The following is a 13,751-nucleotide window of genomic DNA, read 5'->3' as shown; positions in this document are numbered from 1 at the left end:
TTCAGCTTTTAGCTGTCACAATGTTGTTGTTGTCACAATTAAATAGATAAAAACTAAAATAATTCAAAGGTCGCTTTGTTCGCGTTTTTTCTGTCTTCTTCTACTCTTTCCAAGATATCTGAGTACAGATATGATTACCAAAGCTTAATTTTCTATGATAAGTTTCCTAAAATTAAAGAAGTTCTCGGTACACTGGAGACTAACGAAGGAGCATTTTGAAAACTCTATGGTAACGCTGCTAGAAAACCCCTTCCGCGTAGGACTACGCCAAGAACGCACCCCAGAACCCCTAATACTCGTAATTTTTGGGGCTTCTGGCGACCTTACTCAACGAAAACTCGTTCCCGCCGTCTATAAAATGAAGCAAGAACGACGACTTCCCCCAGGATTGACTATCGTAGGGGTTGCTCGTCGCGACTGGAGTCACGATTTTTTTCGGGAACAGATGCGTAAGGGAATCGAAGAATTCTCCGATGGCATCGGCAATGAACAACTTTGGGATGATTTTGCTCAGGGGTTGTTCTATTGCCGTGGCAACATGGATGAGTCAGAAAGCTATCTCAAACTTAAGGCATTTCTAGAAGAACTCGATGGTAAAAGAGGAACACGAGGTAACCGCGTTTTTTACCTCTCGGTTTCTCCTAATTTCTTTCCTCCCGGCATTAAACAACTGGGAGCGACGGGAATGCTGAGCGATCCTATCAAAAACCGTATTGTCATTGAAAAACCTTTTGGTAAAGACTTAAGTTCCGCCCAGGTCTTAAATCGGATTGTCCAGAACGTCTGTAAAGAAGAACAAGTTTATCGTATTGACCATTATTTAGGCAAAGAAACTGTTCAGAACTTGCTGGTTTTCCGGTTTGCTAACGCCATTTTTGAACCACTTTGGAACCGTCAATTTGTAGATAACGTTCAGATTACTGTGGCTGAAACTGTCGGGGTTGAAGATCGAGCTGGTTATTATGAAACCTCGGGGGCCTTACGAGACATGCTGCAAAATCACTTAATGCAGCTATTTTGTTTGACGGCGATGGAACCCCCCAACGCCCTGAGTGCTGATAGTATTCGTAACGAAAAAGTAAAAGTCTTGCAAGCGACACACCTCGCAGACCTTCACAATCTGGAAAACTCAGCAGTCCGCGGACAGTATAAAGCGGGATGGATGAAGGGAAAATCTGTTGCCGGCTATCGGGAAGAACCAGGAGTTAACCCCAATTCTACTACTCCCACCTACGTCGCTATGAAACTAATGATTGATAACTGGCGTTGGAAAGGAGTTCCTTTTTATCTACGGACAGGAAAACGTCTACCTAAAAAGGTCACCGAAATTGCTATTCAGTTTAAGGAAGTTCCCCTGCTGATTTTCCAGTCTGTTGCGCATCAAACCAATGCAAATGTGTTAAGTCTGCGGATTCAACCTAATGAAGGTATTGATCTAAGGTTTGAGGCCAAAATGCCTGGGTCAGAATTAAGGACTCGTACTGTGGAAATGGACTTTAATTATGGATCTTCTTTTGGTATGGCAACTGCCGATGCTTACCATCGCCTCCTCCTCGATACCATGTTAGGAGATCAAACTCTATTTACTCGTGCCGATGAAGTAGAAGAAGCTTGGCGTGTTGTCACTCCTATTTTATCTGCTTGGGATGGACAAGCTGACCCATCTACCGTTCCCCAATATGAAGCCGGAACCTGGGAACCTGAAGAAGCTGAATTGTTATTGAACCGCGATGGTCGGCGTTGGCGACGATTGTAATTGAGGAAACAATTGTTAATTGTAGAATGTAAATGAAGAATCCACCATGACTACCCAAACTCCCCCTCTAGTTTCCTTACAAGACCCAAAAGATGTTTCTATTGATGTCATTGAGGCTGAACTAGCCAATATCTGGCAAAGTTACGGTAACAATGAAGACGGGATATCTGCTACCAGGGCAGCCACTTTTACCTTTGTGGTTTATGAACCTGAACCTACCCAACATTTGTTAGCCACTCTAGGCTTTTATACCGGTCCAGTCGATGGCATCGCCGGACCTCGGACCATCGCCGCGATTAAATCAGCCCAGAAGGCTTACGATATAAAGGTAACAGGAAAATCTAATCGGATCTTACTCGATAAGTTAAAAGAAGAACTAGGAAAGGCTAAAGCTGAAGGAAAATTGACCGATGTACAGCAACGAGCTTCTCAACAGTACACTCCTGACTTAGAAGGGACAGGGATTGCCGATACTATCGCCTCAGCAAATCCTTGTCGAATAATCACCCTTTGTCCTACTGTTGGGGAAGATAACGGAGTCAAGGCCCAGGTTTCCGCCTATTGTCCAGTCAATAAACGTAGTCAAGATACACTAATTTGTTGTGAGTACATTACCCTGCACGGAAGCGCGGAAGCATTAGAAAGAATCGGAGGAATCATCTCTGATTTAACCATTAATGGACTATCTACCTTCATATGGTGGAAAGCTGAGCCTGATCCTGAATATGGTTTGTTCAAACGTCTAGTGTCTCATGGGGATACCTTGATTGTCGATTCTAGTATCTTTAGCAATCCTGAAGAAGATTTATCTCGTACCATTCAAATGTTAGCCGATGATGTTTCTTTAGCTGATTTAAACTGGTCACGTTTAGGGGCTTGGCAGGAATTAACCGCTGCTGCATTCGATCCCCCAGAACGTCGTGATGCTGTCCAAGAAATTGATCGAGTAACTATTGATTATGAGAAGGGAAATCCGTCCCAAGCATTAATGTTCCTTGGATGGATCGCAGGTCGTTTACAATGGAGACCTGTAGATTATGAGTGTGTAAGTGGGGAATACGATATTCGACGGATTCAGTTTGTCAATGGTGAAAATAAATCCATTAATGCAGAATTAACCGGGGTTCCTTTGACAGATTGGGGTGAAGTTTTAGGAGACTTAATTAGTCTTAAGTTAAGTTCAACTAATCTCGAAGCGGACTGTTGTACTGTTTTATGTTCAGGAACTACTGGATGTATGCGGATGGAAGCTTCTGGCGGCGCGCAGGCTTGTCGTATTGAACAGGTGACTTCCTTGGCAGATCAAAAAACTGACCAACTGTTAAGTAAGCAATTGCAACGGTGGGGGCAAGATATCCTGTATAAAGAAAGTGTGGAAATTGTAGATCAAATTCTTAAGTTAGCGAATCAATCTTAAGTATTGATTTGTTTTTAGTGTTTCAGGGCAAGTTTAGAGGTAAAGTTATCCTTCAAAACTGCCCTTTACTTGTTGTATTGTGTATGCTCAATATTTGAGAAATTATGTACTACAATTTTAGGTTTTCCATTCCTATTCTCACTGAACTCAACTGAGAAAAGTACTGTGAAATAAAACATTATTTATACTGTAAATTTTCCTCAGCGATGAATTTAAAGGGAATGATACTATCCAAAGATAATAAAAGATTATATCGGTATCTTGGCTGTTTGTGATGACTTGGAGTATCTGCGGAGGTTATTCATATGGACTATTTAGTTATGCCGAAAAATTTTCTCTTCTCAAGAATGGAGGTCAATATGTTATTGTTAGAATGGCATTATGTTGGTATGTTGAAATGTATTACCTGCTAAGGAGAGACCTATGCTACATCGCAAGATTTATCAAATCTGTACAGAGGGTCGTGAAGTCTGTCTTTTCTTGCGGGATCAACAACGTTGGATTGAAGAAGCTACCATCGTTTCCCTAGAAGGAGATTTAGTTACAATTCGTTACGAAATCGAAGAAGATGACGAAATTAGCTCCTGGGAGGAGATGATCAGACTCGAAAGTATCGGTTCTCTGAGTCAAAAACTAGCTTCTGTTTCAAGATATAATTCTGAACTTCTCATTGCTGATGAATGTCCTAACGAGGAACAAATTCATCCCCATTCTCCTGAATCAAATCAAGAGTAAATCTTTTGTATGCCCCAGTATTGTTAACTTCTAGGTTATGAGACTGCTGCGCAATTTAGTATGGTAATTTCTCGTTATCGTTAGTTGTTTTGATAGCCTATGTTAGACGGTTTTTGGAAGCCCTGAATCTAATTAGGAGCAATTAAGTTTTCTATAGATAAGGTTTAGTCAAAGGGTTACTAATGTTAGTCGGATTTAACTAGAGTTCCTGATCAGCAATTTACAAAAGATTTTGCTGTACCAGCTGATTAGTTAAACTTACTCAGTAAAGAGTCTATGTCGTATTAGATTTATGAAAGATATACGGGAGCTCTTCCCCCTGAAGATCTTGTATGATTTCTGCATTTTAGTCACAATGAGGCAATATGATAGACTGTTGCTCATTCATGTTCTTGAAATAATACTAAATAAATTAATTAGTTTATCGTTTAAAACTAATATTTATTATAGCTACTGATACAGTTAGAAAAAAATAGTAAAGGTCCGCAGAATTACTGAATACTTAGCCAGAAATTCTATTATTAATTAGGTTTGATATGTTAAGTTAAGTATTATTGTTTTACTTCTCCGTTATATTTGTTATTTAAACCATAAATCTTTAATATTTATTAGATTTTTATAAATAAGTTATACGGGACAAAATTTGTTTTATTATTTCTTCTGAGGTTGAACTAATATCGATAATTATCGCGTTATTTGGCTCTTCTAGATCTTCAAATTGAGACTTTAACATCTGACTTTTCATAAAATGTTTGTTCCGTTTGTCTAGTCTTTCTGAAATTTGTTTAAAACTTCCTTTAAGGTAAATCCAAACTAGATCTTGATGATTACTTTTTAATAATTTTCTATAGGATTTTTTTAGAGATGAACAGGCAATGACAGCATTGATTTGATGTTGTTGTAGATTATTTATTAGAAAACTAATAGATAGTAACCAAGGTAGACGATCCTTGTCATTAAGAGGAATTCCATTACTCATTTTTTGGATATTTTTTAATGAATGAAAATCATCTGCATCATAAAAATGATAGTTTAATTGACAACTAAGCTGTTTTCCTATGGTTGTTTTTCCTGAACCTGATACACCCATGATTACATAAATCATAAGATTATTTATTATTCTTTAAGTAAAAAAATAACTGGTGTGAATTTAATATAACTTAAGTTATAAATTATATTAAATAAATCAATTACTAGCTCTAAGATTAACTGTTTTAATATTTTCTATACAATGTCACTATCACTTCGTTTTATAATCTTAGCCTATAATTTTTGAGCGTACATAATTTACATAATTAATTATAAATAGTTTAAGAGGAAATCAAATTATTTATAATAGAACATAGCTTAACTCAGAAAAAACTAAGATTGGACGACTAATTATTAAAAAAAATAATATTCATTCAAGGAGAAGATCCGTTTTCAAATCTTACTGTTTTATGACAAAATAAAATCTGCTATAAAAATTAGGTTAAAATAATGGGGGTATGCCCAAAATGCGTCTGCTCTAAATTATATCTTTATTATCCCTAAATCTTTCAAAAAAAGATGAAGAAAAACTTTGTTTTGCCGATCAATCACGGTAGGACCCAAAAGTAGTCTTAGGTATCTTTCTGTGTGTCGATAAAGTAGTTGAATATACGGTTAACTATCCTAATTGCCTTTTACTCTTTATAGAGTTGTCTCCTTTCCAAATTTTTCTAAAGAAATGCTAAACCCTGACCGTAGTTAGTTAAAAATCTCTGAGTTTCTTAAATTAATTTCCATTATTAACCACTTCTTATCACTAAACTACTTGCAGATGAAATCAACCTTACTTACTCCTAGTAACCATAAAACCTCGCAGACAAAGTTAAGATCTCAATTGACTTCAGGGGAAACTGACCGAACTGATAAGAATAGTCCAACAACTATCATTTCTAATCATGGAAAGAAAAATCATGATGTCATTTTGGGAAAACTTGCTCATAAGTTACAACAAACATTAGAACATCATCAAGGAGAATGTCAGATTGTTGTCATTCAAGACTTTCCCGACCCTGATGCCCTTTCAAGTGCCTGGGCTTACCAACTCATTGCTCAACCTTATGAAATAAACTGTGATATTGTCTATGCTGGAACCCTATCCCATCAGGAAAATATTGCTTTAGTTAAGTTGACTGGATTACCTGCTAAACGGTGGAGTGTTAATACCCTCAAAGAGCGAGATCTCTCTATTTATCAAAGTTGCGTGCTGGTAGATAGTCAAGGGAATACAAGTCAATTAATGCCGTTAGTAAAACAAGCTAAAATTCCCGTTGCTGTTGTTATTGATCACCATAGTAGACAAGGAGATATTAGAGCAGAATTTATTGATTTACGACCTCAGACTCGTGCTACTGCAACAATTATTACTCAATACTTGCAAGCAGGACTGTTACATTTTGATAACAGTGATAACGTTCATGTGAAGTGTGCGACTGCCCTAATGCATGGCATTCGTTCTGATACTAATAATTTACTCCAAGCTCAAGAACAAGACTTATTAGCAGCTGCTTATTTATCTCGTATATACGACTCTCAGTTACTCAATGCTGTGCTACAATCAGCACGTTCACGGCGAGTAATGGATGTGATTGAACGATCACTAAAGAATCGTTGGACTCAAAATAATGTTTCTATTGCTGGAGTAGGTTATTTACGTTATGAAGATCGAGATGCAATCCCCCAGGCTGCTGATTTTTTAGTCACTGAGGAAAATATTCATACTGCCGTGGTGTATGGCATCATCCACGATCAAGATAATGATGTTGAAGTAGTTATCGGTTCTCTGAGAACTAATAAGCTAACTCTTGATCCTGATGAATTTCTAAAGGAAGCTTTGGGAAAAGATGCTCAAGGTCGATATTATGGAGGTGGGAGAGAAATGGCCGGTGGGTTTGAGATTCACATTGGCTTTCTTGGGGGAAGTAACGACAACACTAACTATACCAAACTTAAATGGGAAGTCTTTGACGCCCAAATCAAGCAAAAACTTTTAAGGTTAATAAACCCTGAAGACAAGGTAATTCATTCCTAATACCTCAGATAAGGAGAGGTCCATTTATTTCAACAACACTGTCGATAATAGTCGAGAATAGACAAGTTTCGGCTAAGTACTGTGACTATTTCTTATAATTAAAAGTAATCCTAGACTTGAACACGATATAACTAACTATAACTAAAAGTTTAGACTTTGTACATTTTCAGGAGATCTTATCAGTTGTGTTCCAGGTGTTTATTGATCACTAGAATCCTTACTCCTAAAAAAGTAGACATATCATTATTCTTTTCCACACACCGATTATGACAGAAAAATCTTATCCAGTTCCCCGTAAGAACTCCTATGGTTCTAGGAAACCAACGATAAAAAAACAGAAATTTTCATCAGGATCAAATATTTCTCCTAAAGCTCCACAAAAAAATGATGAAACTGATGATATAGTTTATGGTCGCCATTCTGTTCTTGCTGCATTAGAAAGTGGTCGCCAGTTAAATCGAGTTTGGATCACGAATAAACTCCATTATGATACTCGCTTTCATTCTTTACTTCAAACAGTAAAAGCTAAAGGAACAGTAATTGACGAAGTTAACATTCAACGTCTAAATCAAATTACTCACGGAGGAAATCATCAAGGGGTAGCAGTCCAAATTTCTCCCTATAGTTACCAAGATCTAAATGAGTTAATTTCTCAAGCTAAAATAAGTACTGATGAACCTGTCATTATCATTGCTGATGGTATTGCTGATCCCCACAACTTAGGGGCAATCATCCGCACTGCCGAAGCGTTGGGAGCACAAGGATTAGTAATCCCTCAACGAAGAGCAGCTGGAGTGACCTCTACTGTAACTAAAGTAGCTGCAGGGGCATTGGAGTTCTTTCCAGTAGCTAGGGTCGTCAACCTCAGCAGAGCGTTAGAAACCTTAAAAACAGCTGGATTTTGGATTTATGGCACCACATCTGATGGAGGTAAACTGTTACATAGTATAGAATTTAAAGGTGCGATAGGATTGGTAATAGGCTCGGAGAAGAATGGATTGAGTTTGTTAACTCAACGTTTTTGTGATCAACTTATCTCCATTTCTTTAGAGGGAAAAACTCCAAGTCTAAACGCTTCTGTAGCGGCGGCTATAACCCTTTACGAGGTCTATCGTCAACGTTGGTCAGGTCGAGTTTATCTGGGATCTACATCATCCTCTAAAGTTAACAAACTGAATTTCGACCGATAAACTAACAAATAATAAGAGCTTAACGCCCAAATGTTCTTAAAAAGAGAACGTTACAATGGCGTTTTAGAAACAGTTAAAATCGTCACGAAGGGAATAAGGATAAAACGACCTATGTTAAAAATGTTTAATTTTATCGGACTAGCTTACTGGGTAGAAATTATTACAAAAACTCCCCAATGTACTTATTATTTTGGTCCATTTATCCGAAAAAAAACGGCACAAGTTAGTTGTGGGGGTTATGTTGAAGACTTACAATCTGAAGGAGCTCAAGAGATTAAAGTAGTTGTCAAACGGTGCAAGCCAAATGTTTTAACGATTTTTGACACAGAAGAGAGTATTCAAACAGTTCAAGAGATATCTAATTTCAATCATCAGACTTCCTGAATTGCTTTGAATCTCTACTTTAAAGTCTCCTAATTTTTAAGTGGAGTCTTTAGTACTTGTCGATTTTCTCAAATGTTCGGTTAATCTACGTAAAACTCCATTAATAAAACGATAACCCTCATCATCAGAATAGCGCTTGGCTATTTCTACTGCTTCATTAATGGAGACTTTGTGAGGTATTTTGAGAAAGAGAATCTCTGCTGCCGCTATTCTCAGAATATCTCTATCTATTTTGGGTAAACGGCTTAAATGCCAATCCACAAGAACAGAATCAAGCTGTTGGTCGATTTCGAATCGACGGCGACAAACAGTCTCGATCAACTCTAATGTATACTCTCGTACTTCGTGTTGACTCGAGAGCTGGATCGTTTCGGGTAATTCAATTGCATAAACTAAACGATTAATGGCTCCTTTAGCTAGTTCAATAGCTTCGGATACCATGGTTTTTGCACTTTGAACATCAGCCGCCTGAATCTCACTTTTCAGCAATCGTTCATGACTACGTGTTATTTCTGCCGCAGCAGATTCCAGAATGTCTTGTCCTTCAGTAGTCAATGTGCGAATTGCTGCTAAAACTAAATTGCTTAACTCTTTTTGTTCGAATTTTACAGCACTTCCCTTAATTTGACTAAGGCTCAATAGGGCTAATTCACGAGAAATTCGACGAGGTTTCTGCTTAAAAAACATAGTACAATAGTATCATGAGTAGTAAAACAAGAGAAACTCCCAAGTGGGCCGTACAACTACACTCGCCATTAATGGGTAACCGGCCCGCACTTAAGAATTAACAAAACCACGACAAACTATGAGACATTAACTGTATCGTTTATGATGCCTGTTTAGGTTTTGTCTTCTGTCGAAATAGTATGAGCGGATTCTCGAATAATGGGTTTATCTAAGGAAATAAATTTTTGATCATGAGATTGAGATGGCGAAACCGATTCCGATTCCGTAGCATGAGGACTGACTATACCGCCGGAAATCAAGACCTTAAACGCATCTTCAATGGAAATGGATAGGTTAACCACATCATTTTCAGAAACGATAGCATACCACCCAGAGGTAGGATTAGGAGTTGTCGGAATAAAAACACTAAGCATTGGCTCATTAAGATGAGATTGCAACTGAGCACTTAACGCTCCAGTAACAAAGCCCAAACTCCATACCCCTTGGCGGGGGTACTCAATCATGACAACACGGCGAAACTTACTTTTAGAATCTTTAAATAGAGTTTCTAAAATTTGTTGAAGAGTCTTATAAACAGCCCCAGCTAAGGGAATCGATTGTAAGATTCGTTCTCCTAGATCCAACAACCAACGGCCTGCGATATTGCGAGCCATTAAGCCAATAATTAAAATACAGAGCAGAGGGACCGCTAATCCAACCAGCAAGTTGAAACAGTAGCTTAAAATTGGATCAAGCCCGTCAAAAGGATTAAGCTGCTTAGGAATTTGCGTTAGCAAATTAACTACCCAGCTAGCAACAGTAATAGTTAGCCATATAGTTGTTGCTAGGGGAATCACCACTAACAAACCGGCAATTAGATCATTTTTTAGATCCTGCTTGAAGTGTTGAAGCACGTCCGCAAACTCTTCAATAAGAAGGTAATTAATCCCATTGATCGTATCATAGTTTGTTCATAATTTAGAGGACATCAATTTAACTGATCATACTGAGTCTAGTCATCGTAAGCTTTTTAGAAATTGCTGAAAAAATATGTAAGTAAGAAAGACAAAATAATTATCGGAAATTTAGCTATGGTAATTTCGAGCCTTGAAATTTAAGAAGTTTTGCTACCCATCACAACCTTAAATCCAATCCAGCCGACAGTACTATAAACAATGGCTAGCATCAAACTACTTAATCCGATCCGTAAACTTTGCTTAAGAGCTTGAGTCTTAGCTTTATTTTCAGCTTGTCTGCGCTGACTAATTAACTGTTCTTGAAACTGTTCAGTCAACTCATCAATACGATTTTTGTATTCTGTTGGATTTTTGGATAAATCCTGTAATTGTTCAAGTTGAGTACGTTGTTTTTGCAATTGTTCTAGCTGTTGGGCATTGAGAGATTGTCCTTGAACTTCTCCTGACTCGACGGCTTGATTTAACTGTTGAATCTGTTGGCTAAGACGTTGTGGATTTTTAGATAATTGATCGATTTGAGCTAAAAAAGCTTGGATTTGGTCAGCCCCCTGACCAGCGCCTTGCTCAATTTGATTAAGGGTATTGACCTTGACTTCATTAAGATTATTGAGATGAAGCGGAATAATTAACAAAAACATAAGCCCCATGATGCTGGACAGGATATAAATAGGAACGCGTAGATCGAATTCAGAAGATTGTCGAAGAGTGGTGTCATTTAAGTTTTCTACAAAATATCCAAGGAGAATGAACCCTATTCCCACTAAGGGAACGATTCCACGGTCAACAATATTCGTAAGTAATCCAATTTGCCATTGAGAACTTTGCAAGTTTAAAGGAATAGCTAAAGTGATATAGTCCAACAGGGAAGACAGGAGTAAAACTACTCCAATGAGTTTGAAAGAAAGAGAAGTAAAGGCACGGTTATTCATCGTCATTATTATGTGCTTGGCTGTTAATTTATTTAGTGGATATTAATGAAGGATGTCAAGCAACACTTGACAATGATAGGATTGACTACTATTGAGAGGCAACTTAAATACCGAAAATTGCTATGAAATTACACTCTCTTTGAAAAACCCTCTTTTCCCAAAATAGATGTTCCCATAGAATTGACAGATTAAAATTTCTCCGAACTATTCCGTTAAAACATTAGGTAGAAATTTGTCAGAATAACAATCACTGTCAATATGATAATATTTAGTGGTCTAATTAGTCCGTAGCAAAATGGCTAATAACTGAACGGTTTTAGAATTTGAAAAAATTTATTCCCCTCAGTTATTTCTAGTCGATACTACCTCTTGGTAAAATCTTATCGAAAAATATGGATAGGATATTTCCCTATACCTTTTATCTAAAGGCTTTGCTAAAAATATAGCCCACATAGCTTACAGTAGAACACTAGAACACACTTTAAAAGTAATGAAGAAATTGATTGAAGTCTTACCAAATAAAACTGCTCTCATTGAGCGATCACTGTCTCTGACAGTAGAAAAAATCACTGATTCTATCCAAAATAAAGGAAGATGTAGTATCGTCCTATCCGGAGGCAGTACTCCAAAACCATTGTACGAATCCTTAGCTACACAGTCTTTGCCCTGGGAGAAAATACATATTTTCTGGGGAGACGAACGTTATGTGAGTCATGATCATACAGATAGTAATCAACGGATGGCACGCCAAGCTTGGCTCAATCAAATCTCTATCCCGGCAAAGAATATTCATCCTATGCCCACAGGATCGAGCGATCCTACTATTGATGCTCAAATTTATGAAGCTGAATTAAAAGAGTTTTTTCAGGTTGTTCCTGGAGAATTCCCTGCTTTAGATGTTGTCTTACTTGGCATGGGAGATGATGGTCATACGGCTTCCTTATTTCCTCAAACGAAAGCTCTCGATGTTCGTGATCGCTTAATTACTGTGGGAAATAAAGACGGACAACCTCGCTTAACGTTTACTATCCCCTTAATTAATCAGGCTCACTGTGTAATTTTTATTGTAGCTGGGGAGAATAAACGTCCGGCTTTAGCTCAAATTATGTCCACTGAAGCCAATGGCAAGACTTATCCCTCCCGTTTTATTGATCCCCAAGGCGAACTCTGGTGGTTGCTTGATCAAGCAGCTGGAGCTGAACTTTAAAGCTAACACAAAGTCTATTTTTGCGCCACAAACCTTTATTAGCTAGGTTTGAGGGCAAATCCAGTAAAGTCTACGAATATCTTATCATTTTTATTACCATAACAGACTATCGGTTTTACCTTTCTGGAAACTCAAATTGCAGATGTTCCATCGACGATATTATTACTGATAAGATTTCCCTCAATTATCTACTAAACCTAGCTAAATTTTCAATATTAATCTTACTTGTTTATGCTCAATATCTTATAATCTAAGGGAGACCGAGAATTATCTTTAATTTAAAGTAGTAGAATTAGCTGATAGTTTCTTTTCTGTCTTACTACTTGGGGTATAGTTCAGTTGCTTTAAAGTAGAATTATTAAGTATAAATTCCCTCCATCTCTGTTTAATGAGGGAACAGCTATTGGGAGTGATTCAAAAACTTCTAGTAAATGTGACCATAATCAGTTATTTTTTAGTTGTCAATTTCTAGATTGATTTGTCTGAGTATATATTTTCCAAAATTTTCGCATCTCTATGACCTCTAACACCACTTTTAAAGTACATTACTTCAAGACCATCTCTCTCTTTATAAAAATTTATAATTGTAATCTAACCACCTTCTTACCAACTTAGACACGAGGCTGGTGATTCTTGAAAGTAGTATTAAAGCAGTAGCAATTTACTATTATCTGTCCATTCTAGATCGTGAGATTATACAGAGTAAAGCAAAGGCAAATTACTCCTCTATATTCAGGTTAATCCTAACCATAAAAAGTTATCAGAATTAAGAGATTATATTAATTAATATTACAGAAAAATACTCAATAAGATTTGTCAATAAATAACAAATTACTTCTCTTGAACTGTTTTATTTGATACATCAATAATGTACAAGAGAAAAACACATACTAACATTTTTTTATTTAAAATATTTATCAAATTAAAATACATAGATCTATTAGTGCAGTTAACATCCAACTTTGTAAAAAGTTACCTAAAATATTAGGAAAAAGTTTAATTTCTTTTGAATATAGAGTTGACTGCCTCTTAATAATTGATTTTAGTTGACCAATTTATTGAGTAGTCGTATAAGTAAAAATACTATTTTCTAAATTTTATATGTAACTTTAGACTCATTGAATCACAACCTCTTAAATAAAGAATACTAACCGGAGATATTATGGTCGCTTTTAAATTAGTTTATCCATTAAACAACTTACTAACTATAGTTTACGATCTTTAATTCATATCCCCACATTTCTTAAACTTCCAATACAATGGAAAAAGAGGACCGAAATCAAGATCGGTTCACAACAACTAGACATAGTCATCTGTTGTATGACAAAGACTGTCAGAATTGGTGTCTATACGGTATATCCCGATAAGGTGGCTATCACTTAAAGATAGTGCATCGAGAATGACATCAGTTCGGTCCCAAACTGAGCTGAGG

11 protein-coding genes are annotated in these 13,751 nt (G+C 36.9%); 7 read left to right on the top strand and 4 right to left on the bottom strand.

Going from position 1 to position 13,751, the window contains the following annotated elements; genetic code table 11:
• Window positions 1-226: 226 nt before the first annotated feature.
• From zwf to OXU93_RS08200, 3 genes are all read left to right on the top strand, one after another.
• On the top strand, window positions 227-1,756 hold the full coding sequence (gene zwf / locus OXU93_RS08210) for a glucose-6-phosphate dehydrogenase (RefSeq protein ID WP_267383712.1): 1,530 nt from the start codon (window positions 227-229) through the stop codon (window positions 1,754-1,756).
• A 46-nt stretch (window positions 1,757-1,802) separates the two neighbouring features.
• On the top strand, window positions 1,803-3,173 hold the full coding sequence (opcA, locus tag OXU93_RS08205; RefSeq protein ID WP_267383711.1) for a glucose-6-phosphate dehydrogenase assembly protein OpcA: 1,371 nt from the start codon (window positions 1,803-1,805) through the stop codon (window positions 3,171-3,173).
• Between the two features lie 423 nt (window positions 3,174-3,596).
• Entirely contained in the window at window positions 3,597-3,908 is a 312-nt protein-coding gene (locus tag OXU93_RS08200; RefSeq protein ID WP_267383710.1) for a DUF6679 family protein, read from the top strand.
• 616 nt (window positions 3,909-4,524) lie between these two features.
• Here the strand turns inward: OXU93_RS08200 and OXU93_RS08195 are convergent.
• Complete coding sequence (locus OXU93_RS08195; protein ID WP_324127132.1) at window positions 4,525-4,998, bottom strand: gluconokinase; 474 nt, start codon at window positions 4,996-4,998, stop codon at window positions 4,525-4,527.
• A 705-nt stretch (window positions 4,999-5,703) separates the two neighbouring features.
• Here OXU93_RS08195 and OXU93_RS08190 point away from each other — a divergent pair.
• From OXU93_RS08190 to OXU93_RS08180, 3 genes are all read left to right on the top strand, one after another.
• A complete protein-coding gene (locus tag OXU93_RS08190) occupies window positions 5,704-6,966 on the top strand; it encodes a DHH family phosphoesterase (RefSeq protein WP_416378770.1) in 1,263 nt (420 codons plus the stop codon).
• Window positions 6,967-7,232: 266 nt separating this feature from the next.
• Entirely contained in the window at window positions 7,233-8,156 is a 924-nt protein-coding gene (rlmB, locus tag OXU93_RS08185) for a 23S rRNA (guanosine(2251)-2'-O)-methyltransferase RlmB (protein WP_267383706.1), read from the top strand.
• A 30-nt stretch (window positions 8,157-8,186) separates the two neighbouring features.
• Window positions 8,187-8,540: a DUF1816 domain-containing protein gene (locus OXU93_RS08180; protein WP_416378769.1), complete on the top strand. Its 354-nt coding sequence runs from the start codon at window positions 8,187-8,189 to the stop codon at window positions 8,538-8,540.
• A 36-nt stretch (window positions 8,541-8,576) separates the two neighbouring features.
• Here the strand turns inward: OXU93_RS08180 and nusB are convergent, their stop codons facing one another.
• The 3 genes from nusB to OXU93_RS08165 form a co-directional block, all read right to left on the bottom strand.
• On the bottom strand, window positions 8,577-9,227 hold the full coding sequence (gene nusB / locus OXU93_RS08175; protein WP_267383705.1) for a transcription antitermination factor NusB: 651 nt from the start codon (window positions 9,225-9,227) through the stop codon (window positions 8,577-8,579).
• Between the two features lie 152 nt (window positions 9,228-9,379).
• Complete coding sequence (locus OXU93_RS08170; RefSeq protein ID WP_267383704.1) at window positions 9,380-10,120, bottom strand: DUF502 domain-containing protein; 741 nt, start codon at window positions 10,118-10,120, stop codon at window positions 9,380-9,382.
• A gap of 200 nt (window positions 10,121-10,320) precedes the next feature.
• Window positions 10,321-11,112 carry an HpsJ family protein gene (locus tag OXU93_RS08165; protein WP_267384858.1) on the bottom strand — a complete coding sequence of 264 codons (792 nt, stop codon included), beginning with the start codon at window positions 11,110-11,112 and terminating at the stop codon, window positions 10,321-10,323.
• A 490-nt stretch (window positions 11,113-11,602) separates the two neighbouring features.
• Between OXU93_RS08165 and pgl the strand changes: the two genes are divergently transcribed.
• The gene (gene pgl / locus OXU93_RS08160; protein WP_267383703.1) at window positions 11,603-12,319 is read left to right on the top strand and encodes a 6-phosphogluconolactonase; all 717 of its coding nucleotides are present in this window, start codon (window positions 11,603-11,605) and stop codon (window positions 12,317-12,319) included.
• The last annotated feature ends 1,432 nt before the right edge of the window (window positions 12,320-13,751 follow it).

The sequence above is a fragment of the Cyanobacterium sp. uoEpiScrs1 genome (assembly GCF_947331815.1).
In the GTDB taxonomy this organism is placed as follows: domain Bacteria; phylum Cyanobacteriota; class Cyanobacteriia; order Cyanobacteriales; family Microcystaceae; genus Rippkaea.
The sequence above is the reverse complement of the archived record's forward strand: the minus strand, read 5'-3'. Positions and strand labels throughout refer to the sequence as shown.

Bases quoted from the DNA above. Each gene is read 5' to 3' on its own strand.
- zwf (WP_267383712.1), top strand. From the start codon at position 227: ATGGTAACGCTGCTAGAAAACCCCTTCCGCGTAGGACTACGCCAAGAA.
- opcA (WP_267383711.1), top strand. From the start codon at position 1,803: ATGACTACCCAAACTCCCCCTCTAGTTTCCTTACAAGACCCAAAAGAT.
- OXU93_RS08200 (WP_267383710.1), top strand. From the start codon at position 3,597: ATGCTACATCGCAAGATTTATCAAATCTGTACAGAGGGTCGTGAAGTC.
- OXU93_RS08195 (WP_324127132.1), bottom strand. From the start codon at position 4,998: ATGGGTGTATCAGGTTCAGGAAAAACAACCATAGGAAAACAGCTTAGT.
- rlmB (WP_267383706.1), top strand. From the start codon at position 7,233: ATGACAGAAAAATCTTATCCAGTTCCCCGTAAGAACTCCTATGGTTCT.
- OXU93_RS08180 (WP_416378769.1), top strand. From the start codon at position 8,187: ATGTTCTTAAAAAGAGAACGTTACAATGGCGTTTTAGAAACAGTTAAA.
- nusB (WP_267383705.1), bottom strand. From the start codon at position 9,227: ATGTTTTTTAAGCAGAAACCTCGTCGAATTTCTCGTGAATTAGCCCTA.
- OXU93_RS08165 (WP_267384858.1), bottom strand. From the start codon at position 11,112: ATGAATAACCGTGCCTTTACTTCTCTTTCTTTCAAACTCATTGGAGTA.
- pgl (WP_267383703.1), top strand. From the start codon at position 11,603: ATGAAGAAATTGATTGAAGTCTTACCAAATAAAACTGCTCTCATTGAG.